This window comes from Algoriphagus yeomjeoni (assembly GCF_003259505.1).
Classification (GTDB): Bacteria; Bacteroidota; Bacteroidia; order Cytophagales; family Cyclobacteriaceae; genus Algoriphagus; species Algoriphagus yeomjeoni.
Window position 1 is genome coordinate 106,013 of record NZ_QLLK01000012.1, and the last position, 23,761, is coordinate 129,773.

Below are 23,761 nucleotides of genomic sequence, written 5' to 3' on the forward strand. Positions count from 1 at the left end.
ATTAAGAACTTATCATGAAAAGACTATATAAATCAACCATCGCTATACTTCTTCTCACTTTTGGTACGCTTACATCCTGCACCAAAGATTTTGAAGAAACCAACACCGATCCAAACAATCCAGTTTCTATTTCTCCTTCCCTCCTTCTGCCAAATGCAATACAAGTTGTAGTTGACAGATACTGGGGACACAGTACCAGATACCAGCGCCTGAATATAGATGCCGCTATGTGTTGGATCCAACATTTATCCAGAAACATCTATATCAATGCTGAAGGAGACAGTTATGAAATACCGCTTACTATTTCTTCAGGCACTTGGAATAGTATTTACAATGAATCGCTGATCAATTTCGAACGGGTTAAATCCCTAACAACAGCTGGAGCTGAATATGAAAACTCCAACTACTTAGGGATAGCGATGACCATGCAATCTTTCTCTTTTGCATACCTCACTGATGTATTTGGCCCTATACCTTATTCTGAATCTCTCAAAGGAACAGCCGAAGAAGCTATTAATTCTCCCGCTTACGATTCCATGGAGGAAGTTTATGCTGGCATTTTAGCTGATTTAATGGAGGCAAACGACCTTCTTTCTACATCGGGACCAGAGGTTGTTGGGGATATACTATTTAACGGGGATATCATGAGGTGGAAGCGCTTCACGAATTCTCTTGCCTTGAGAATAGCAAACCGCCAAGCAGCTAAAAAACCTGCAGAATCTAGTGCCATCATGACGCAGATTCTTTCTGACCCTGTAAAATACCCTATCATCGAGAGTAATGCTCAGGCAGCTGAACTAGTGCACTACGATGTAATTGGGAGCAGAAACAAAATGTTTGATGTATTCTCCACCCGATCAGATTGGAATATTAGTACTACGCTCATCAGTAAGCTACTTGAACTAGACGACGAAAGAATCACAGTTTATGCGCAGCCATTAGAAGATGGTTCCTATGCTGGATTGCCAAATGGACTCACAGATGCCGCAGCTGGCACCTTCAACGCTTCACGAATTGGACTTAAATATTTGGACCCTACGGCTCCCAGTGTTTTGATGACCTATGCTGAAGTGGAATTCATCAAAGCTGAAGCTGCATTGGATGGAGATATAGATGGGGATGCTGCTGCATTTCTTGAAAGCGCAATAAAAGCATCATTCCATCAGCAAGGATTAACCATGCCAGGTGATTATATGAGCAGAATAGGCGGGGTAACTAAAGAGAGTATCATGACTCAAAAATGGATTGCTCTGTTTGGACAAGGCGTTGAGGCATGGAATGAATACCGTCGAACAGGCTATCCTATGATGTCTACTCCACATCCAAGCTCTGTGTTTTCCAACGAAGGTGTACTTCCTACCAGAATTGAGTACCCTACTTCAGAATACTCTCTCAACAAAGCCAATCTGGACGAGGGCGTGAGTAAACTAGGCGGATCCGACAATATGAGAACTCCACTTTGGTGGGTAGAATAATCAAATCATCCTCTAATCATTCAACTCAATTTTATATGCAAAAGTCATTCAATATTTACCTAGTAGTGGCAGCATTCGCCACACTTGCTTTCACTCAATCTTGCGTGGAAGCGGAAGATTTGGTCACTCCAAATGTAGCATCACCAGTGTTGGTTCTACTGAACGGGACCTCTTTTAGCGCTTCCTCCTCAGTAACAGTTGGGTCCAAATTCCTTGAGCTGGACAAAACAAACATTCTAGATCACACCAAAGGTATTGACTCTATCCCTGTACCTAATCTGAACATTGCTGTTTTTATCAACAACACAAATGAAGTGGCAAAACTGACCACTGACTCAGATGGAAGTGCCGCCTTAGTAGTTTCTTGGGCAGACCTAGGCCTAGCAGACGCAAAGCCAGGAAATCAAGTCAGGTTAGAATTCGCAGGCACCTATAAAAATGTCCCTTTTAGAAAATACCACACCGTAAGAGTCAATTAACACTATCTATAAAATCAAAAAATCTATTAACAACCTTATTAAATCGTTATGAACAATTCTATCAACAGAAGAACTTGGATCAAATCCAGCCTAATGGCAATGGGAACAATGGCTGTCGCTCCAGCTTTTGCTCTACCAAAAAATAAAGCATTGGCCGCATATCAGCCAGATTCTATTCTAAATGAGCACATTCCAATGTTTAATTACAATGAAGCACGGATAGTTGCCAAACTAAATGCCAATGAAAACCCTTATGGCCCTTCGCCTAAAGTAATTAAAGCCATCTCTGACTCTATTTCCTTAGGAAATAGATATGGTCATGGAGAAGCAAAAGTTCTAATCGATATGATCGCAGAGAAAGAAGGTGTGACCCCAGATCACATTATGCTATCTCCAGGTTCATCAGATATATTGGAAAAAGTTGCATTCGTTCAGTTCATGAATGGTGGGAATGTCGTATCAGCGGATCCATCCTACATGTCACTGATGAATACAGCGCAAAAACTCGGTGCCACCTGGAAGCCTTCACTATTGACAGGCGACTATCAGCATGACTTAGAGGCAATGGCAAAGTCGGTGGATTCGGAGACTAATTTGGTTTATATCTGTAATCCGAATAACCCAACAGGCTCCATCACAGACGCTACAAAACTCAAAGCATTCTGCTCAACTGTCTCTGAAAAAACGCCTGTTTTCGTAGATGAAGCATACTTGGAGTTCCTTGACAAACCAGAAGAAAGCAGCATGGTAGGGTTGGTAGCCGAAGGAAAGGATGTAATCATAGCCAGAACTTTCTCAAAAGTTCACGGAATGGCTGGACTCAGAATCGGATACATGGTTGCACTTCCAGAGCGAATCGAAAGCATTACTTCTAAAGTAAGAAGCACCATGGGGCTTTGTGTCACTTCGCTCAATGGAGCCATTGCAAGCATGAAAGATCCAAGTTTCATCACGAGCTGTAGAAACATGAACACCGATTGTAGAGAATACACCAAAGGTGAAATCGCTTCACTAGGATATGATATTATCCCATCACACACAAGCTTCATGATCTTCCCTATTCGCATGGAAGGACAAGCTTTCATGAAAGGCATGTATGATAGCGGAGTTGGTATTCGCGTATTCAATATCGACGACAAACCATGGTGTAGAGTAAGCATGGGCACAAAAGAAGAAATGGAAATTTTCGTAGACGCTTTCAAAAAAGTGACAGCCTAGTAAGTAGAGAATCGTATGAGTATTGCACTTCAGAAGACTCTATCGCTGATTCTGTTGATAGTTATTGGGATATTTCTCCAGAAAAAACTACAAAATGAGGATCAGAAAAAGGGGTTAAAAACCATAATTCTAAACATAGCCTTACCGGCAATGATTTTTGTGGCTTTGTTGAAAATCGAAATCAATCCGGATTTACTTATTCTACCGGTATTGGCTTTGATCTTTAACATAGTAATGATCATCATTACCAAGTTCTCGCTTCCATTCTTTGGTATCAAAGCAGATAGTCCGGCAATGCGAACACTGATGCTGCTTCTCCCTTCTCTTGCTCCAGGATTAACATGTTTCCCGTTTATTGTAGAATACCTGGGAGATGATGTATTGGCTTGGGCCGCGCTGGCTGATATCGGCAACAAACTATTTGTATTAGTCCTAGCCTATTTATTAGCTATGTCTTGGTACTACAAAAACCAAAAGATAAAAGCTAAATCGAATGGTCAAAAAGTCAAAGAGTTGCTTTTAGCGATGGTAAGTGAACCAATCAACCTGGTAATTTTGGTAGCTATTGGTTTACTGAGCTTTGGATTACATATGGAAAGCATGCCAGCGTTCCTTAGTTCATCCATCCTGATGATGAAGGATATGATGACTCCATTAGTTCTCATATTCATTGGAATTGCAGTGGTTTTCAAATGGGATCAGCTTCGCATGATTGCATCTATTCTCACTTTCAGAGCAGGGTTCACTTTCTTACTAAGCGGATTATTCATCTGGCTTGTACCTATGCCTTCTGAGGCAGCAGTCTTACTTGCTGTAGTATTTCCTCAGAGTGCAGTGAGTTTTTGGCCTTTTGCACATATGTCTGCTGTCCGAAAGCTTGAATATGAAAATGACGCCCAAAAGGAAAATCCAACATTTGATCTTGACTTGGGAATCAACGTTTTAGCAGTATCAATGCCGTTTAGCACCTTGTTGATTCTAGGTGTTTTTACATCTGGCAGCTATTTCACTGCTCCACTTCATATCCTTTCCATTGGCGGGATGCTTGTCGGGGCTGCATTAATTCCAAAAGCAATTCAGTTAATTAAAAATGCTGATTTCAGCTTTGATAATTTGAGAGAAAAAGTACTAAAAGACAGTTCAGTTGAATAATACGATTTAGGTTAATTGAATAACCGATAGGTCTAGTAACCAAAAATGCCCAAGCAATTTGTTTGGGCATTTTTTATACTTATTGAACAAGCTTTTATCAGAACCTATCAACTCTGTGTCTGGGTTTGGTTTTGATGGGTATGATTATCTCTGATCCTGAAGAAATTGGCATCCACATTATTGGAAATAGCATTAATTTTCAATTGAAGGTTATCAAGATATTCGTGTAGGCCAAACCCTATAATCTCTCCTACTTCTGCAAACTCTAGCTTCGAACGCAATTCACCGATTGCCTTCTCGGATGAATTCATATATCCCCCACCTAGATTTCCAGAAATATTGTGAAGGCATTTCTCGGCTTCTTTAATACAGTAGTAAATCGATCTTGGAAAATATTTATTCAGCACTAAAAATTCCACAACATTTGCTGATTCTATATTTCCATATAATCTTCTGTAGGTATTGAAGGCTGTCACTGATTTGAGCAAAGCCATCCAATGAAGAAAATCAAGCGGCGTCCCGACTTGCTGGTCTGATGGAAGAAGAATATGATATTTAACATCCAATATTCTGGAAGTTTTATCTGCACGTTCGAGGTATTGACCCAGCTGTCTGAAATACCAACCTTCTACCCTAGCTACACTGCTGTCGGCTATGCCATAGATCAACAAAATCTGATTTTTCACCTTTTCGAAAAATGGTCTTGGATCTTCTTTTTTCCACACCTTTTTCTCTAAGCCATCTTGCATCATATAGTAGAGCTCATTGGCTTTCTCCCAAGTTTCCTTATTTAGATTTTCTCGAATGATTCTCGCATTCTCTCTGGCATTTTTGATGGTAGAGAGCATGGAGTTTGGGTTTTCAGCGTCAAAACCCAAGAAGAATAAGACCTCATTTCTCTCATAGCCTTTACATTTCTTCTCATAAAGATCCAAGTCACCAGTCGCCGCGATTAAAGGATGCCATTGCTCCTTTAGATCTATAGGCAGATCTTGCATCAAATTGAAATTGACATCTATAAATCGCGCATAGTTCTCTGCCCGCTCCAGGTATCTTCCCAGCCAATAAATACTATTTGCTACTCTACTTAGCATATGCTTTCTGTTTGTTTAATATAAAACCCAAGTATCCTTACTTCCTCCACCTTGGGAGCTATTCACTACCAATGATCCTTTCTTTAGTGCTACACGGGTTAGCGCGCCAGGAATCACCTCTATTTCTTGACCATATAAAATATAAGGTCTCAAATCCACATGCCGCCCACTGATGCCCTCATCAGTCAAAGTTGGGACAGTTGACAGTGATAAGGTAGGCTGAGCAATGTAATTGGTAGGGTTACTCTTCACCAACTCTCTGAATTTGGTATGTTCCTCTGGAGTAGCTTTTGGACCAATCAACATCCCGTAGCCACCAGCAGCATTGGTTTCTTTCACCACCAAGTCTTCAATATTATCAAGTACGTACTGCCTGTCTTCCTTCTCTCTACATAGATAGGTTGGTACATTATTCAATATAGGCTCTTCATCAAGGTAGTATTTGATGATTTTTGGCACATACGCATAAACCGCCTTATCGTCTGCTACACCTGTCCCAGGAGCATTTGCCAAGGCAATATTTCCAGCTTTGTAGGCTTCGAATAATCCCGGAACTCCTAACATTGATTTTGGATTGAAGGTCTCTGGATCCAAAAACGTATCGTCAATTCTTCGATACAGGACATCTATCTGTTGCAAGCCTTTGGTAGTCTGCATATAGACCCTTTTGTTTTCAACAATCAAATCCTCGCCATTTACTAATTCCACTCCCATTTGCAAGGCCAGGTAAGAATGCTCGTAGTAAGCCGAATTATATATTCCTGGTGTCAGAACTCCTACTACAGGTTTTGGCTTATCTGACAGGTTTTGAAGCATTTTCAAAAGTTTCGTAGGATAATTGGAAACCGGCATCACTCCTTTCTGATTGAATATATCAGGATACACACGTTTTATTATCTCACGGCTTTCCAACATATAAGAAACCCCGGATGGGCATCTTAGGTTATCTTCTAAAATATAGTATTCTCCATCCTTTGCCTTCACCAGGTCAGTACCGGTAATATGACACCAAATACCTTTTGGAGGAGTAAGACCAATGCAAGGCTCCAGATAATCCTTACTTTTCAGAATAAGCTCTGATGGCACTATTCCATCGTTAAGGATTTTGCGCTCATTGTAGATGTCCTGCAAAAACATGTTAAGAGCTTGAGTTCTTTGCTTCAAACCAGCTTCTAACTTTTGCCATTCTGAATTAGGAATAATCCTCGGAATAATATCTAAATGGAGGATTTTCTCCATTCCTTGATTATCGTGATAGACGTTAAAAGTCATCCCCATGGATCGCTGCGTTTGGTTTGCAGAATGTTGGAGATGATTCATTTTTCTAGAGCTCGTCTTTTTCAGATGACTATAAAATTCATCATAATGATCTCTAATCTTCCCGTCTTCAGAGATCATTTCATCGTAATGCTCTCCTGCGTTATATCCGTCAGTCTTCATAAGTTTATCTAAAATAAAACAAGCCTCAAAAAGATAGATGAAAAAGCCTAATTGTCAAAAAAAATAATAAAATAGGTTCGTATTTTTATCAAATTCCATATTATCAACAAAAATAATCAATAATACAGCTCAATAATTACCAATTCCTTAATTAGATCAACATTAAACCCACCTCACTTTCCTCTCTTAAGTTAAGTATTAATTTTCGGGATGGGAAAATTTATAAAGACAACAGTTGATTAAAAAACTCTAATTTCGAACCATGGTTAAGAGACTTTTAAAAATACAGGACAACTCTCTTGTGAAACGTATTACGGTTTGGAGACAAGTCAAAGATGGACTATTCATCGCTATAGGGGTGGTGATGGCAAGTATTGGCTTGAAAGGATTTTTACTTCCCAATGGTTTCTTCGACGGCGGAGCAATGGGTATGTCTTTACTTTTGGAAATGCTCACTCCGGTAAACCTCTCAGCTTTAATCATTTTAGTCAATTTACCATTTATCTTATTGGGAGCAAAGCAGGTATCTGTTCCATTCGCAATTAAGAGCACGTTGGCTATTTTTGGTTTGGCTCTACTCGTACATTTTATTGAAGTCCCAGCCATCACTGCAGATAAATTATTGATAGCCGTATTTGGAGGTTTTTTCTTGGGAAGTGGAATAGGTTTCGCCATCAGAGGAGGAGCGGTAATCGATGGGACGGAAGTTCTGGCAATCTCCGTAAGTAGAAAATCTAGCTTAACTGTTGGTGATTTTATTACCGTATTCAACGTCTGCCTATTTATCATAGCAGCGATTTTCGTGGATTTGGAAACAGCCATGTATTCCATGCTGACTTATTTTTCTGCTTCCAAAACAGTTGACTTTATCATCAATGGAGTGGAAGAATACCTAGGGGTAATGATCATGTCTTCGCACAATGAAGCCATCAAACAAATGATTTCCTTTGATTTAGGACGTGGAGTCACTGTCTTAAAATCAGATGGAGGCTATGGTGACAAAGCCAACCAACTTCCAGACAGGAAAGTATTATTCTGCGTAATCACCCGACTGGAAGTCACCAAAATGCTGGTGGAAATCGAAAAAATTGACGCTAAAGCATTTGTGATTCAATACCCTATCAAGGATACTAAAGGTGGGATGATCAAGAAGAGGCCGTTGCATTAGACATTCGTAGCTAGACTCAAGTATCAAGACTAAGATTTTAGAGCCAAGAGAAAAGAGCCAAGAAATTCGAATTGCAGTCGAGTTCTTGGCTCTTGGTTTTATTATCTGTTTCTCAACTATTAATTTTACCTGAACGATTTCTCTGCTTTACAGAAAGTCATACCTTTTTATAAAAGGTTTTTCCAACGCGACGAATATGATCGATCAGCTTTTCGTTCTGAATACGATCTAAACTTTGCAAATCAATTGTATGTGGAAAATCACTTTCATTGATATCCGCAAGCACTTTCCCTAGGGTAAATCGATCAATCTCCTGATCGGCAATAACTAGATCCAAATCGCTTCTGCTAGTGTAATTACCTTTGGCACGAGAACCATAGACGAGCACATGAGCGATTTGCGGATACTTTCGGAAAATGCCTATTAAAATATCGTGCGCTGAATTTGATAAGCCAAATTTCATCATATGATATTCAAGATAATGTCATAAAAAGTGCAGAAAGTACTGGTGAATACTTCTTCTGGATATCTGGAATCACCTCTTCCATAACGGCGAAATCATACGTATGGCTAAGCAAATTACGATCATTGATCATGTCGAGCCAGACTTCTATTTGATCAATATATTTAGCCTTGAAAGCCTCCTTCACAACCATTTTAGGAGATATCTGAGTAAGAACCAATCCATCAGACTCCATTCTATCCTTAAGCGTTTTCCATCCCAACTCAAGGGTAAATTCAAATCGCTGAATAATCCCTTCTTTCTCTAATTGAGAAGTTTTAGCGAGATCAAGTGATTGAATTTCTTCCAAAAGCTTCACTGCTTTTTCAAAATTCTCAAATCTTTGCTTCCAACGAATATCATTTTCCATACAGAAATCAATTTAAGGAATAATTTGATGTATGTTATAAATTGAGAAAGGGCGAATCATTGTTCGCCCCTTTCAATATCTTGACTCTTGGTTCTAAAATCCAAATTCTCAAGTCTAGCTACTTGATCCTTAAATCTTATTACTTAAGAAATTCCCGATCCACTAGCTGTGCCCTCATGCGGCACCATCAGCTTCAGCTTTCCGTCTTTGTCCTCGGCCATTAGAATCATACCTTCAGAGTCGATACCCATCATCTTACGTGGAGCAAGGTTAATCAACATGGTTACTTGCTTTCCTACCAAAAACTCAGGTTCGAAATGCTCAGCCACACCACTAAGGACTGTTCTTTCACCTAGCCCGGTATCTACTTTCAGCTTCAGTAACTTCTTGGATTTTGGCATTTTATCCGCTTCCAAAATTGTCACTACTCTCATATCAAGCTTCGCAAAATCATCGTAAGTGATTATCTCTTTCATAGGTGTTACGGGTGCATTTTCAGCTTCATTCATCTTCTTGGCATCTAATAATTTTTGTACTTGTTTTTCTACGGTTACATCTTCGATTTTTTCGAAAAGTAGACCCATCTCGCCTAAGGAAGTCCCAGCTTTCAGGAGTTCTCCCTGACCAGCTTCGGACCAATCTATCTTTTCCATCCCAAAAAGTTCAACCAGTTTCCCAGCAGTAAATGGCAAGAATGGCTCTGATACAATCGCCAGATTTGCAGCAATATTCAAGGCAATATTTAGAATGGTTGCAGTTCGGGTTTCGTCAGTTTTGATGACTTTCCAAGGCTCGGTATCCGCAAGGTATTTATTGCCAAGACGAGCCAAATCCATCACAATTCCCAATGCTTCACGGAATCTATAACGCTCGATGGAGGCTGCAATTTTCTCAGGAAATTCAGCCAACGCATCCAAAACCTCCTGATCGTAACCAGTTAATTCACCGCGCTGAGGAATGATTCCCTGATAGTATTTATGTGTCAACACCACGGCACGATTCACGAAATTCCCGTAAATCGCAACTAGCTCTGAATTGTTTCTAGTCTGAAAATCCTTCCAGGTAAAGTCATTATCCTTTGTCTCAGGAGCATTCGCTGTCAACACATAACGGAGCACATCCTGCTTACCAGGGAATTCTTCCAAATACTCATGAAGCCAAACCGCCCAGTTTCTCGAAGTAGAAATCTTGTCTCCTTCCAAGTTTAAGAACTCATTTGCCGGAACATTATCTGGTAATATGTAGTCTCCGTGAGTTTTGAGAATAGCAGGAAAAATAATACAATGGAACACGATGTTATCTTTTCCGATAAAGTGCACCAGCTTGGTGTCTTTATCTTTCCAATACGGTTCCCAATCGACTCCTTTTTCCGAAGCCCACTCTTTAGTAGAAGAGATATATCCTATCGGTGCATCAAACCAAACGTAAAGGACTTTGCCCTCCGCGTCATGCAATGGCACTTTGATTCCCCAGTCCAAATCACGGGTCATAGATCTAGCCTGCAAGCCATCACCAGCTTCCAACCAAGATCTACATTGTCCCAGTACATTGTTTTTCCAATCGTCAGCGTGGTCCTCAAGTACCCATTTCTTCAGAAAGCTCTGATACTTTGCCAAGTCCAAAAACCAATGCTTGGTCTCTTTCAAAACCGGCGTTCTCCCGCTTAGTTTTGACTTGGGATTGATGAGATCTGTTGGGCTAAGCGAACTACCACATTTCTCACACTGATCGCCATAGGCATTTGGATTGCCGCACTTCGGACAGGTTCCTTCAATATAACGATCCGCCAAAAACTGATTGGCTTCCTCATCGTAATATTGCTCGGTACTTTGCTCCAGGAACTCGCCTTTTTCATACAAATCCTTGAAAAATCCCTGAGCAGTCTCATGATGGATCTGCGCAGAAGTGCGGGAATAGTGATCAAAACTGATCCCAAACTCCTGAAAACTCCCCTTCATGATCTCATGATAGTGATCCACCACTTCCTGTGGAGTCTTACCTTCCTTTTTGGCCTTGATGGTAATCGCTACTCCATGCTCATCCGAACCGCAGATGTAGGCTACGTCTTTGCCCAAGCTCCGCAAATAGCGCACATAAATATCTGAGGGAATGTAACATCCAGCCAAGTGACCAATGTGAAGTGGGCCGTTGGCATAAGGAAGTGCTGAGGTGATGGTATATCTTTTGAAATTGGTATTGCTCATGATCAATCTAAGATTCGGAATAGGAAATCTGCTTTGAAGAAAAATTTCAACGCAAGATCTGGGCGCAAAGATAGGGAAATCAGGCTTAGGCTGCCTTAGGCATTTGCAAATTCATTGCGTGCTTCATCTGTTAGAATACCGTTGTAAATTATAGTGATTGCCTGATCGTAGATGTCTGCCGGAGGAATCTTCATTCCTTTTTGGATAGGTTCGGGAAACTGTGCTGTAAACTTAGGATCCATAAGAGACTGTATTGCTGTAGCATAGAGCATCACCACCAAATTGACATTGACAGCGGGATTTACCAACCCCTCACTAATCCCTTGATCCAGCAATTGCTTGAATCGGGTATAAGCAGACTCCTTAATATACTCCTCCAAACCCTCCCAGATCTCCGGCGCATGTTCCCGCAAGTCTTCGAATAACTCAGGATTAATTGGGCCTAGCAGGGAAGCCATTACCGTCAGAGTAGATTTCAGCTTCAGGGGAAAAGAAATGTATCGATTATCTACAATTGCCTCCACTTTGGCTGTAAGCTTCGTTTTGGTCACCTCAAAGGATGCGGCCAGCAATTCAAATTTCCCTGGATAATACTTATAAAGTGTCTTCTTACTCATCCCCAGCATTTGGGCAATATCATCCATGGTGGTATGCCTATAGCCTTTTTCTAGAAAAAGCTTGTACGCTGCATCTAGAATTTTGCTTTCAATATTGGCTTTAACAGGCATGAGGAAATGGGGAGAAATGGAAAAGCAAAGATTCTAAATAATGGGAGGATATGCAATGTAAAGTTCCTGCAGCTCAAAGCTCCTGATTTTGCTAGTAATGCTGCGGTGAGTGCAACGCGTATAACCTTTGAGGCCTTTTTTGAACCTTGAAGGATTTGTAAAGGAAAACTACCCTGCCAAGACGCAAAAACACTTAAATAACTAAGTGTTTTTGCAGTAAAAGAAAATAAAAATTAATCTGTATTTTTGTATCCAAGTAGATACAAACAATATGTACTTCATCGAGAAAACAATTGAATTCGACAAATGGCTAAAAAAGCTGAAGGACATACAAGCCAAGGCTAAAATTCTTTTTCGTATTCAGAAAATTGAAAGAGATGGTCACTTCGGAGATTGTAAACCTGTAGGAGATGGAATTAGCGAAATGAGGATAAATTTCGCAAAAGGCTATCGAGTTTACTTCAAGGAAAAGGATGGAATTATAATTGTTCTGCTAATTGGCGGAGATAAGTCTTCCCAACAGAATGACATTAAGAAAGCGAAAGAAATCTGGAATAAGTTAAAAACATAACAATATGGATACTTCAAAATTTGACATAGCAGATTATTTGGATAGTAAAGAAATGATAGCTGAATACCTGAACACAGTTTTGGAAGAAGGAGATAATGCAGATGTGATAAATGCTATCGGCCACGTAGCCAAAGCAATCGGAATGACTAAAATTGCAGAAGAAACCGGACTCAGCAGACCAAGCTTATATAAAGCACTTTCAGAAGGTGCCAAACCTCAATTTTCCACCGTTATGAAAGTCTTAAAAGCAATAGGCGGGCAGCTTCAGGTTAATCCTGTTTCAAATTAAAAAACCAATAATTTAAAAAACAAAAATTCAGGAGACTCTTCCTAAAAAGTCATTTTAAGGCTGTATTCGCAAAACTTTATATCCCAAAACATAGAATCATGTTCTCAAAGATGAGTGATTGCACCTTAGAGAGGAACTACCATATAATTTCAATGATCGGTCTTACTTTTTTTAGGGAAGTTCTTAGAGTTTTGACTAGTGTTCCTACCTTTTGGTAGAATGTTCTATTCAGGGAAAGAATGTTGTTACATTTTTGACGAACCTTGGTGCAAGTTGCAGAAACGATGTTGGGATTTGGAGAGATAGCGTTTGTTAATGTGTTCAATTAAAGCAACACAAATAATTGATAATTTGAAGCAATGGAAAAAGGAATAAATCGAGCCAGTGAGATCTACAAAATCAAGGATTTAATTCGTAGTGCTTTTACAATTTTTCCGGATGACTACAATGATACAAAATTAAAGAATGGTAGTAAACCTTGCGTATTTCTGAGTCACAAGAACGAAGACAAAGAGGCCTGTTTGAAAATCGGAAAATATTTAGAAGAAGCTGGAATTGATTACTACTTGGATATTTATGACAAAGAATTACAATATGCAGCTGAAAAAAATGATCCCATTAAAATCACCCATCATATTAAAGAAGGCATCCGGTTAAGCTCCCATATGATTGTTGTGATTTCTGAAAAGACCATCAATTCTCAATGGGTACCTTTCGAAATTGGATATGGGCATGCTTCCATAGTTGATAAGACTGATAAAAACTTAAAAAATGACCAAATCTTCGACTTAGCCTTTTTAGCATTAAAAGAAATTAGTGACTTATCAATTCCAGATTTTTTAAAAATAGCCTTTCCAATACGAGGAATTAAATCTTTAAATGAATACATAGAAAAGATCAAGCCTGATGAGGTGGAATTAAAAAAATATTATACTTCAGATCATCCATTAGAAAAAAATCTGAGTTGGGATAAATAAACCTGACAAATCTAAACTTAGTAAGGTCCCTAATTCTCTCCCCTCCTTTCTTCCCAATCTCTGCGACTTTGCGGTAAGTATATATTATTTTTACAGGCCCTAATTTTTCTAAAATGCCCATGAATCCACAGGAAGCCAAACAGCGAATTGCCCAACTGAGCCAAGAAATCAACCATCACAACAACCTATATTATCAGGACAGCAATCCTGAGATCTCTGATTTTGAGTTTGATAAGTTACTAGAGGAATTAATTGCTCTGGAAACCAGTTTCCCTGATCTGCTGAATCCCGACAGCCCTAGTCAGCGTGTGGGCGGGACGATCACCAAGGATTTTCAAACAGTGGAACATAGCACCAAAATGCTTTCGCTGGGAAATACGTATTCTGTAGAAGAACTTGTAGCCTTTGATGAGCGAGTAGTCAAGGGACTCGGACACACGAATTTTGAATACTTCTGCGAAATGAAATTCGATGGGGTTGCGATCTCTTTGGTCTATGAAAATGGTCGATTGATAAGAGCCGTCACCCGTGGCGATGGATACCGTGGCGATGATGTCACCGCCAATGTGCGTACGATCCGAAATATCCCTTTGGAAGTAAAAGGCGAAAATATTCCTGCAACTTTCGAAGTGCGTGGAGAGATCTTTTTACCCTTGAAAGAATTCCAGAAAATCAATGCTGAACGTGATGAAGCTGGCGATGCGCTATTAGCAAATCCCCGAAATGCCGCTTCAGGAACGCTGAAAATGCAGGATTCCACCGTAGTCGCCAAGCGTAGATTGAACTGCTATTTTTACCAATTTCTTGGCGATGATCTGAGCGTGAGTACCCACTCGGAAGCTATTTCACTGATAGAGAAATGGGGCTTTAATGTCTCTCAAACCTATAGAAAAGTAGCGGACATCCATGCAGTCATCAATTACATAGAAGACTGGAAAGACAAACGATTTGAGCTTCCTGTTGATACTGATGGAGTGGTTTTGAAAGTCAATAATTACGATCAGCGTGAGGAACTGGGCTTCACCGCCAAGAATCCTAGATGGGCAATCGCATACAAATACAAAGCTGAAAGCGCTGAGACAGAACTTCTTTCTGTGACCTATCAGGTTGGGCGAACAGGCGCGATTACGCCAGTTGCGAATCTTTCTCCAGTAAGTTTGGCGGGAACAACCGTTAAGCGAGCTTCGCTCCACAATGCCAATGAAATAGAGCGCCTGGATCTGCATGAAGGTGATTTTGTTTTTGTGGAAAAAGGTGGAGAAATCATCCCAAAAATCACTGCGGTAAATCCTGAGCGAAGAAGTTCTGAAGCAAAACCTATTTCCTATATCACCCACTGCCCTGAATGCGGAACTGAGCTGGAGCGAAAGGAAAGCGAAGCCAAACATTACTGCCCAAATGCGGAATCCTGCCCACCACAAGTACTGGGAAGAATTGAACACTTTGTGTCTAAACGCGCCATGGATATAGATTCCATGGGAACGGAGCGTATCAGAGCCTTGATAGACCAAGGATTCATCATTGACCCATCTGACATTTATGCTTTGGAAGCTAAAAAAGAAGAATTGCTCGGCCTGGAAATGTCTCAAGATCAGTATGAAACCGAAGGTGATGGAATACTCTATATCACCTTAGAAAAGGCGCTCTATGCTTTGACTGAAGGAATTACTTCTAAGCAGGTTCATGATTTCTTGGTCGAACACACCGAGCTGCCACTGGCAGAAGTACTAAGAGCTTTCCAGGATCAAATCAGAAATTGGAAGAAAAAAGTCCCTTCCAACACTGGGATGATTGATTACTTGATTTCGAATCTCAAAGATCACAACCTTCCCAAGCTTGAAGATTACGTTCCAGTTGCTGTAGTTCTGGACCTATTCCTTAGCAGAAAAGTGGATTTCCAGCAGGTGCTAGAAGTCAGCAAAAAAGAAGGAACGGTTCACGGAATTTTGCTTAAACTCAACCTTGACCTCAGTCAGGAATTAACGGATCGCATCAAAAAACTCAAAGCAAACACCTTCCAAGACGGCGTCATCAAAAACATGATGGAAGGAATTGCAGCTTCAAAAAACCAACCTTTCGAAAAAGTGCTATTCGCACTAGGTATTCGAAATATCGGAGAAAACACAGCTCAGTTGCTTGCCAGACATTTTGGTACAATTGAGAAATTGGAAGCCGCTACTTCCGAGCAGTTGCTAGGTATCAATGGAGTAGGCGAAACGCTCGTCCAAAGTATTCAGGACTTTTTTGCGCAGCCAAAAAACAAAGAGATCATCACTAGACTGAAAGAATTCGGATTGAAATTCGAAGTGGATGAAAGCGAATCTGTCAAACTTGGAAACTCGCTGGAAGGAAAGCGAATTTTAGCCAGCGGAAAATTAGTGCATTTCAAAAGAGATGAGATCAAAGATGCCGTCATCGCACATGGAGGTCAGTACATTTCTTCCGTTTCCAAAAATCTAGATTTCATCATCGAAGGCGAAGACATGGGGCCAAGCAAAAAAGAGAAGGCCCAGAAACTGGGCGTGCCGATGATTAGCGAGGATGAGTTTTTGAAGATGATAAGTGAATCATAGTCCTCAGTGTTCAGTCTCAGTCTCAGTCTCAGATTTGCCTCAACTGCGACTGATTACTGCGACTGAACACTGGTAATCCCTTTTTTTCCAAAAACAGAATGTCAATTCCTATCATCCCATTATCTTTAGCCTCCCAAACCAATAAACCATGAACCAACTTAAAGGAACCGGCGTAGCCCTTGTCACCCCATTTCATGATGATTACTCGATTGACTTCGATGGACTAAAACGTCTTATCGATCATGTTATCGACGGTGGAGTGGACTATTTGGTGGTTTTGGGTACTACTGGGGAGACCGTGACGCTGTCTACTTCTGAAAAAAAACAAGTGTTAAACGCCTGTCTTGAATACAATGCAGGCCGCGTACCAGTGGTTTATGGAATGGGCGGAAATAATACCATGTCCGTATTGAGTGATATTTCGAAAACGGATTTTTCGGGGATTACCGCTATACTTTCTGTTAGTCCTTATTACAACAAACCTACCCAAGCAGGAATTATTGCTCACTATAAAGCAATAGCAGACGCATGTCCAGTCCCGGTAATATTATATAATATCCCTGGTAGGACTATGTCCAATATCACGGCTGAAACAACACTAAGCCTAGCCGAGCATTCTAATATTATCGGAATGAAAGAAGCAAGCGGGAATTTGGAGCAGTGCATGCAAATCGCAGCGAACATGCCAAAGGATTTCTTGTTGGTTTCTGGTGATGATTTGATGACCAAAGCGCTGTATAGCATAGGTGGATCAGGAATCATTTCAGTAATGGCTAATGCACTTCCTGCTACTTTTAAGGCTTTATGCCATGGTACTGAAGAAGAAAGCCTGAACGCTGCCTTCTCACTTTTACCAATGAACGGCCTCATGTACGAAGAGAGTAATCCTGTAGGGATCAAGAACTTGCTTTGCCACATGGGGATCTGTGATGATCAAGTAAGATTACCTATGCTTCGAGCAAGTTTGAGCTTGAACCAAAGGATCAAAGCTGAATTCCAAAATCTAAAGTAAGCATGCAAAATGCCAGATCTATATCCGAACTCAACCGGCTGATCCAACAGGCCTTGGAGACGGAATTGGATCCGGTGATTTGGGTGATCGGTGAAATCACAGATTTCCGGCAGGCACCTCAAGGACATGCTTATTTTGAACTGGTAGAAAAGCAAGGAAATACCGTCCAAGCTAAAATCAAGGCAAATCTTTGGTCTTTCGCATACAGATCAGTAGCGGCGAGATTTGAATCGGTAACAGGCTCCAGCATCAAAAATGGAATGAAAGTACTAGCTCAAGTAGCTGTAAACTTCCACCCTGTATATGGCCTGAGCATCAATGTAAAGGATATTGACCCTTCTTTTTCTTTGGGAGAAAGAGCCCGAATACGCCAAGAAACTATAGAAAAGCTTACCCAGGAAGGTCTTCTAAGGCTAAATGCAAGACATTCGCTAGCAGCAGTAATTCAAAAAATAGCGATTATCAGCAGTCCGACTGCGGCAGGTTATGGTGATTTCGTAAACCAGCTGGAAAATAACAGCTATGGATATCAGGTCTATCACAAGCTTTTCCCCTCAGCCATGCAGGGAAATGAAGCTGTGGCATCTTTGATTAAAAGTTTGGAACAAATAGATGCTGTAAAAGAGGAATTGGGAATAGAAGCCGTGGTGATGATTCGAGGAGGCGGTGCTCAGTTGGATCTGGATTGTTTCGACGATTATAGACTTGCCGCCAAAATCGCAAACTTCTCCTTGCCTGTTCTCACGGGAATTGGCCATGAACGAGATGAAAGTATTGCCGATTTGGTTGCACATACCAAGCTTAAAACTCCTACTGCAGTTGCTGAATTTTTACTTTCTGGTTTCCGGGAATTTGAAGAGAACTTAGGATTAGCCATGCTTCGACTTGATCGCGCGACCCGGCAAAAGCTAAGTGAAGAACAAAATAATATCCAACAAGTAGCCCATCAAGTAAAAGCGATATCAGAAGGAAGAATGAAACTAGAAGCTGAGAAGTTAAATTCTTCAGTTAGTCGCATTAGAATCTCAGGAAAAAATATCCTGCAGATCCAAGAAAATAATTTGGCATCTGTTGAGAAAAATATGGTTCGGGGATTGGATAGTTTTTTACAAAAGCATAATCAGAAGCTAGAAGCCAAGGAATTGCTCCTGCGCCAGTTAAACCCAGCCGCTATTTTTGCCAGAGGCTATACCCGAACAGAAATCAACGGAAAACCCGTAGGAACAGTAAAGCTCCAACTTGGCGAGGAACTGCAAACCTACACTTCCAATCAAAAAATCAGTAGCACTATTACACAAATTGAGGAAAAATGAGTGAGCTAAAATACAATGTAGCCATGAGCAGATTGGAAACAATCTTGGCTGAGCTAGAGGAAGGCAAGAAAAGTGTTGACGAACTTTCTGAATTAGTCAAAGAAGCAGCTGAGCTCGTAAAAGCCTGTAGAAGTAAGCTAAAGGCTACAGAAGAGGATATTAAAAAAGCGTTCGAAGGGGCCTAATTTATTATTCAGAATATACTTTTTCCCCCTTTTCCCTGTTTTAAATATAATTCTGTGCAGGGGATTGGCATATTTGTTGCCAAATTTGCAATCAAGTCCTACCCTAAGGTCATTTTACTTATTTAGGAACCGCTATTATGTCAACTTTATTCAAACTTTCCGCATTAGTTTTATTTCTTTTTGCAAGTATAAATTTACCTGCCCAAAGCTTTTATAAGGAGAGGGAGTCAAGAGACAATATTCTGAGCATAGGCATAGGTCCTTCCTTTGCCTATTTGGATAATGGTGGACAATACCGAGCAATTAATTTTGAAATAAAGCCTTCTATTTCTGCCTCATTAACTAAAAGGCTAAATGACAGATTTGAGGTGAAAGCTACCGGTGGCGTACAATGGATTTCTAGTGGAGGTGATCCAAGCAAAGCTGTCACCGACATCTGGGCTGCAAATAATTCAGCATTTACTGCGGTCGGCTCAGCATACTATTTTGACTTGATGCCTAGCTTTTACATTGTGCCTTTTGGAAACCACATGAATAGGAGTCTGTTTAATTTCTATGCAGGGCTAGGCATAGGAGTAATGTCGGTGAATACCAAACAAACCAAATCCTTCAGTAAGGATGAAGTGCCCCAACGTGAAAAAATAACAACTGGCTATATTCCGCTCAGAGGAGGGATTACCTATTCGCTAAATGCTTTTTCGGATATAGCTTTGGAAGGCACCTTATTGACTACTTTTACGGATAATCTGGAAGGAAACGTTGGTTTCAATAGATTCGGAGACCATTTGGCACAAGGTCAAATCGTCTACAGAAGATACTTTTTCTCTAAATTCAAGGATTAAATAGCTCTATTATTTAATTGGATATTATACCTAGAAGTTGATAAGGAAGCAAAGAAAACTATTTGTGACTTTAGTTCTTCTACAAAAATCCAAGAGATTTTAGAAAGTTTTTCAAAACCAAGTCAATTCACTACCTCTAGGAATTTTCGTGGTACTGAGATCAATAAATTCTGGTAGATCCCTGGAATTCTAATCAGAAAGTAATCTTTATTTCCTTTCTCAATAACTTCTCCAGTCATGTGCTGAAGTGGTCCTCCGATGACCTTCACATTTTCCCCTGGATCAATCGTAGACCCATCTGACTCTACACCTACACCAGTTTCAATTACCCGCTTTATAATATCCAAATCTTCCTCTCTGATAGTGGCATGATGACCAGAGAAATGCACAAACTTAACTGCTCCAGGTACCTGCAGGCATTCCCAGAGTTGGTTGCGTTTGGTTTTAACGAATACATACCCGTTGAACATGGCCTTTTGGACTTTCTTCTTGCGGTCTGACCACTGTCGAAGCTCCTCAATCATAGGCAAATAGACTTCAAAGCCTCTTTCCTTTAATCTGTCAGCTACTTTTTTCTCAGATCGTGAAGTTGTGTACATCACATACCACTTTAATTCTTCCATCTCTTCATTCAACTATTTGGGATGGCGAACTTACAAATTCCATGCTTGAAAGGGAAAAAATATAGCCCTCAAAACACAAAAAACCTCCGAGACATAGCCCCGGAGGTTTTAACAAAAAAAACCACCAACCTTAATCCAATCAAGATTTAAGTTTGCTGATTCTCACGTTGAGTTTATCTGCTAACAAATACATGACTGGTACGATGACTAACGTAAGGAAGGTCGCAAAGGTTAGCCCAAATATCACTGTCCAAGCCATTGGTCCCCAGAAAGCGGCGTTATCTCCTCCAACATAAAACTGAGGATCAAAAGAGCTAAGCAAAGTCCCGAAATTAATGTTCATGCCTATAGCCAGAGGTATCAAGCCAAGCACTGTGGTAATGGCTGTTAGTAATACAGGACGCAATCTAGTTTTACCTGATTCTACGATGCTTGCAATCATCAGCGGGAAAGGCAAATGCTCTTTTGGCCCCATTCCCAACTCATCTCTTTTTCGCTCACGTACCAAGTTGGTGTAGTCAATCAATACGATCGCATTGTTTACCACTACACCCGCCAAGGAAATAATCCCAATACCCGTCATAATCACAACGAAATCCATATTGAAAATCACTAGTCCTAAGAATACTCCAATGGTACTCAAGACCACCGATGCCATGATAATGAATGGCGTAGTAACAGAGTTAAACTGCGCCACAATGATTAGGAAAATCAAGGAAACTGCAATTCCGAGTGCTCCTAGTAAGAAATCCATAGACTTCTGCTGCTCCTCTTGCTCACCAGTGTATTTCACCGAGATACCATCAGGAACTTCATAATTCTGAAGAACCGACTGAATCTTTGCATTCACCGCTGTAGCATTATAGCCGTCTAACACATTGGAATAAATCGTTATGGCTTTCTCTAAATCTTTCCGCTTTACCGATCCATAAGTAGAACCAAATTTCACTTCGGCCACAGCCGAAATCGGCACTTCGCGTTTATCACCAAACTTATCTCTAAAGCCAATTTTCTTATTGACCAAGGTATTGATATCATATCTGAAGCCTTCTTTCAGTCTCAATTGAATGGGGTAATCATCCTCTCCCTCTTTGTATTTGGACACTTCCAAACCAAAAAGTGCAGTCCTAAGGTCAGTCGCTATTTGTGAAGTAGACAAACCAAATCTCCTAGCTTTTTCCCGATCAATATCCACAATTACTTCCGGGTTGCCGAGTGACAAATCAGACTTCAATTCCTCCACACCTGCAATATTTTGATCATTTAAATATTCCTTCGTTTTGTTGACAAAGGCAATCAACTGATCGTAGTCTTCCCCGGCAAACTCCAAGTTGATAGCCTTTCCGACTGGAGGTCCATTTCTCTGCTTATCTACAGTTACCAAAACACCCGGGTATTTCACAGCCAAGTCTCGGATCACTTCCATAGCACCATTCGTATTTACTCCTTGTCTGTCTATGTAATCAACAAATCCTATGGTGATTTTGGCTTTGTGTGGAGTTGGCTGATTACTTGGGCCTTCGATTGGATCGCCAGTACCTTCACCTATCTGGGAAATCACCGATTCCAAAATATCCTCATAATCTGCTAGGGCTACCATAAGCTCGTCTTCCATCTCATCCACAAAGTCATTCGTCGCTTCTATATCCGTCCCAATTGGGAATTCCACAAAGACATTGATCAACTGGGGCTGATTATCCGGGAAAAACAATACCTCGGGAGCTCTCACTACCAGTAGCATCAATGATAGTACAAGCAAGAGTACAGTTCCGCCGAGAAACCCGTAAGGCTTTTTGCCATTCAGTGCATAAGTCAAAATAGACTCATACATATTTTCCAACTTGACCAAAAAGACTGTCTGGAACCAACGGATTGCCTTTCTCAGTAGAAATATATTAAATACAGTAAGCAACGAGCCAATTAGCATCAAAGAACCAAAAGCTGTCCATCCTATCAGATAAAAAAGTGCTGAGAGAACCAATAAAATTCCAGCTACAATGATTGATTTTTGCTTCGGCTTATCTTTTGTCACATCCTCTACCTTCATATAAAGTGCAGTCAACACTGGGTTAATAACCAGCGCTACAAAAAGAGAAGATGATAGTACGATGATCAAGGTTATAGGAAGGAATTTCATAAACTCCCCTACCGTATCCTGCCAAAAAGCAAGCGGAAGGAATGCCGCCAGCGTTGTCGCTGTAGAAGTAATAATCGGCCAAGCAACTTCCCCAACACCTTCTTTCGCAGCTTGAACAGCACTCTTGCCTTCGGACATCAATCGATAGATATTCTCAACTACCACGATACCATTATCCACCAGCATACCCAGCGCAAGAATCAAAGAGAAAAGCACCATCAGATTCAGTGTAATCCCAAATGCATTCAGCACCAAGAAAGAGATAAACATGGAGAGAGGAATCGCTATCCCCACAAATAATGCATTCCTAAAACCTAGGAAAAACATCAAAACCAACACCACTAAAATCACCCCGAAAATAATGGAGTTTTCTAAGTCAGACACTTGGAGTCGGGTTGCTTTTGACTGATCGTTTGTGATACTAATTTCAAGATCTGGAGGAAATCTATTTGCCTTAGTTTCATCAATTATCTCCTTGATTTTATCTGCAGCATTCAACAAATTCTCCCCACTACGCTTCACTACGTTGATCGTAACTACTGGTAGATTTTTGCTTCTGGCATAAGATGTTCTCTCCTTGTATGTGTCTTTTACCTCTGCCACATCACGTAGATAAACAATCTTCTGATTATCAGTTTTGACAATGATATCCAATAGATCCATCGGATCAGTAAACTCACCATCTACACGAAGTGTACGCTGAAAATCACCAGCCCGAATATTACCACCAGATATCGTTACATTCTCTGACTGAATGGCGGTAGATATGTCTCCAAAACTTACTCCAACAGCCTCCATTTTGTATGGATCGGCATTGATTTGAATCTCACGCTCAACGGTTCCTGCTAGGTCAGCCTTGGATATTTCCGCAAGTTTCTCAATCTCATCCTCTAGATACTCACCAAATTTCTTCAGTTCTGCTTCTGAGTAATTACCCGAAATATTCACATTCATGATCGGGAAATCAGAGGTATTGATCTCCAATACATTTGGATCCTGATCGAGATCAGTCGGCAACTCACTTTTCGACTTGTCCACTGCATCCTTTACATCCTGAATCGCTTTGGAGATTTCTACACCCGGATTAAATTCTACTACGATAGATGAAAAATCCTGAACTGATGTGGAAGTGATATCCTTCACGTCATTGATAGACTTGAGTTCCTTCTCGATCGGTCTAGTGATCAGGTTTTCCATATCCACCGGCGAATTCCCTGGATAAGGTGTACCCACATATACCGTAGGGATTACAATCTCAGGGAAACTCTCCTTTGGCATATTTCGATAAGCATTCAGCCCAAGAAAAGAAATTATCAGTGTAAGGATCACCACTGAGGTGGAGTTATCTACAGATAAACTGGATAACCCAAACTCGCGTGTAATTTTTGGTTTTTGATTTTCCGACATCT

21 protein-coding genes are annotated in these 23,761 nt (G+C 40.6%); 13 read left to right on the forward strand and 8 right to left on the reverse strand.

Annotated elements, in window-relative coordinates; all coding sequences use genetic code 11:
* Positions 1-14: 14 nt before the first annotated feature.
* From LV83_RS17755 to LV83_RS17770, 4 genes are read left to right on the forward strand one after another with little or no spacing between them, the layout of a single operon-like run.
* A complete protein-coding gene (locus LV83_RS17755; protein ID WP_111612907.1) occupies positions 15-1,475 on the forward strand; it encodes a SusD/RagB family nutrient-binding outer membrane lipoprotein in 1,461 nt (486 codons plus the stop codon).
* Between the two features lie 35 nt (positions 1,476-1,510).
* The gene (locus LV83_RS17760; RefSeq protein ID WP_111612908.1) at positions 1,511-1,954 is read left to right on the forward strand and encodes a hypothetical protein; all 444 of its coding nucleotides are present in this window, start codon (positions 1,511-1,513) and stop codon (positions 1,952-1,954) included.
* A gap of 48 nt (positions 1,955-2,002) precedes the next feature.
* The gene (locus tag LV83_RS17765; RefSeq protein WP_111612909.1) at positions 2,003-3,172 is read left to right on the forward strand and encodes a pyridoxal phosphate-dependent aminotransferase; all 1,170 of its coding nucleotides are present in this window, start codon (positions 2,003-2,005) and stop codon (positions 3,170-3,172) included.
* 15 nt (positions 3,173-3,187) lie between these two features.
* On the forward strand, positions 3,188-4,324 hold the full coding sequence (locus LV83_RS17770; protein ID WP_111612910.1) for an AEC family transporter: 1,137 nt from the start codon (positions 3,188-3,190) through the stop codon (positions 4,322-4,324).
* A 107-nt stretch (positions 4,325-4,431) separates the two neighbouring features.
* Here LV83_RS17770 and LV83_RS17775 read toward each other — a convergent pair whose 3' ends face one another.
* Together LV83_RS17775 and LV83_RS17780 are read right to left on the reverse strand one after the other, a co-directional pair.
* A complete protein-coding gene (locus LV83_RS17775; protein WP_111612911.1) occupies positions 4,432-5,418 on the reverse strand; it encodes an alpha-E domain-containing protein in 987 nt (328 codons plus the stop codon).
* A gap of 15 nt (positions 5,419-5,433) precedes the next feature.
* Positions 5,434-6,858 carry a circularly permuted type 2 ATP-grasp protein gene (locus LV83_RS17780; RefSeq protein WP_111612912.1) on the reverse strand — a complete coding sequence of 475 codons (1,425 nt, stop codon included), beginning with the start codon at positions 6,856-6,858 and terminating at the stop codon, positions 5,434-5,436.
* Between the two features lie 262 nt (positions 6,859-7,120).
* On the opposite strand from LV83_RS17780, the gene LV83_RS17785 reads away from it, so the two are divergent.
* The gene (locus tag LV83_RS17785) at positions 7,121-8,026 is read left to right on the forward strand and encodes a YitT family protein (RefSeq protein ID WP_111612913.1); all 906 of its coding nucleotides are present in this window, start codon (positions 7,121-7,123) and stop codon (positions 8,024-8,026) included.
* Between the two features lie 157 nt (positions 8,027-8,183).
* On the opposite strand, the gene LV83_RS17790 is transcribed toward LV83_RS17785, so the two are convergent.
* From LV83_RS17790 to LV83_RS17805, 4 genes are all read right to left on the reverse strand, one after another.
* Positions 8,184-8,492 carry a nucleotidyltransferase family protein gene (locus tag LV83_RS17790; protein ID WP_111612914.1) on the reverse strand — a complete coding sequence of 103 codons (309 nt, stop codon included), beginning with the start codon at positions 8,490-8,492 and terminating at the stop codon, positions 8,184-8,186.
* 7 nt (positions 8,493-8,499) lie between these two features.
* A complete protein-coding gene (locus tag LV83_RS17795; RefSeq protein ID WP_111612915.1) occupies positions 8,500-8,898 on the reverse strand; it encodes a nucleotidyltransferase substrate binding protein in 399 nt (132 codons plus the stop codon).
* Between the two features lie 143 nt (positions 8,899-9,041).
* The gene (gene metG / locus LV83_RS17800) at positions 9,042-11,102 is read right to left on the reverse strand and encodes a methionine--tRNA ligase (protein ID WP_111612916.1); all 2,061 of its coding nucleotides are present in this window, start codon (positions 11,100-11,102) and stop codon (positions 9,042-9,044) included.
* 95 nt (positions 11,103-11,197) lie between these two features.
* Positions 11,198-11,830, reverse strand: coding sequence for a TetR/AcrR family transcriptional regulator (locus tag LV83_RS17805; protein ID WP_111612917.1), 633 nt, complete (start codon positions 11,828-11,830; stop codon positions 11,198-11,200).
* 271 nt (positions 11,831-12,101) lie between these two features.
* Here LV83_RS17805 and LV83_RS17810 point away from each other — a divergent pair, with 271 nt between their 5' ends.
* The 8 genes from LV83_RS17810 (at position 12,102) to LV83_RS17845 (ending at position 19,592) form a co-directional block, all read left to right on the forward strand.
* The gene (locus LV83_RS17810) at positions 12,102-12,401 is read left to right on the forward strand and encodes a type II toxin-antitoxin system RelE/ParE family toxin (protein WP_111612918.1); all 300 of its coding nucleotides are present in this window, start codon (positions 12,102-12,104) and stop codon (positions 12,399-12,401) included.
* 4 nt (positions 12,402-12,405) lie between these two features.
* On the forward strand, positions 12,406-12,690 hold the full coding sequence (locus LV83_RS17815; RefSeq protein ID WP_111612919.1) for an addiction module antidote protein: 285 nt from the start codon (positions 12,406-12,408) through the stop codon (positions 12,688-12,690).
* 359 nt (positions 12,691-13,049) lie between these two features.
* A complete protein-coding gene (locus LV83_RS17820; RefSeq protein ID WP_111612920.1) occupies positions 13,050-13,667 on the forward strand; it encodes a toll/interleukin-1 receptor domain-containing protein in 618 nt (205 codons plus the stop codon).
* Positions 13,668-13,786: 119 nt separating this feature from the next.
* Positions 13,787-16,240, forward strand: coding sequence for an NAD-dependent DNA ligase LigA (gene ligA / locus LV83_RS17825; protein WP_111612941.1), 2,454 nt, complete (start codon positions 13,787-13,789; stop codon positions 16,238-16,240).
* A gap of 148 nt (positions 16,241-16,388) precedes the next feature.
* Positions 16,389-17,252 (forward strand): 4-hydroxy-tetrahydrodipicolinate synthase, encoded by an 864-nt coding sequence (gene dapA, locus LV83_RS17830; protein WP_111612921.1) that lies wholly within the window; start codon positions 16,389-16,391, stop codon positions 17,250-17,252.
* A gap of 2 nt (positions 17,253-17,254) precedes the next feature.
* Positions 17,255-18,565, forward strand: coding sequence for an exodeoxyribonuclease VII large subunit (xseA, locus tag LV83_RS17835; protein WP_111612922.1), 1,311 nt, complete (start codon positions 17,255-17,257; stop codon positions 18,563-18,565).
* Positions 18,562-18,750, forward strand: coding sequence for an exodeoxyribonuclease VII small subunit (gene xseB, locus LV83_RS17840; RefSeq protein WP_111612923.1), 189 nt, complete (start codon positions 18,562-18,564; stop codon positions 18,748-18,750). The genes xseA and xseB overlap by 4 nt, the downstream gene beginning before the upstream one ends.
* Before the next feature lie 137 nt (positions 18,751-18,887).
* The gene (locus LV83_RS17845) at positions 18,888-19,592 is read left to right on the forward strand and encodes a hypothetical protein (protein ID WP_111612924.1); all 705 of its coding nucleotides are present in this window, start codon (positions 18,888-18,890) and stop codon (positions 19,590-19,592) included.
* A 122-nt stretch (positions 19,593-19,714) separates the two neighbouring features.
* On the opposite strand, the gene LV83_RS17850 is transcribed toward LV83_RS17845, so the two are convergent.
* Positions 19,715-20,215 (reverse strand): UpxY family transcription antiterminator, encoded by a 501-nt coding sequence (locus LV83_RS17850; protein WP_111612925.1) that lies wholly within the window; start codon positions 20,213-20,215, stop codon positions 19,715-19,717.
* Positions 20,216-20,354: 139 nt separating this feature from the next.
* Positions 20,355-23,759 carry an efflux RND transporter permease subunit gene (locus tag LV83_RS17855; RefSeq protein ID WP_111612926.1) on the reverse strand — a complete coding sequence of 1,135 codons (3,405 nt, stop codon included), beginning with the start codon at positions 23,757-23,759 and terminating at the stop codon, positions 20,355-20,357.
* Positions 23,760-23,761: the final 2 nt, after the last annotated feature.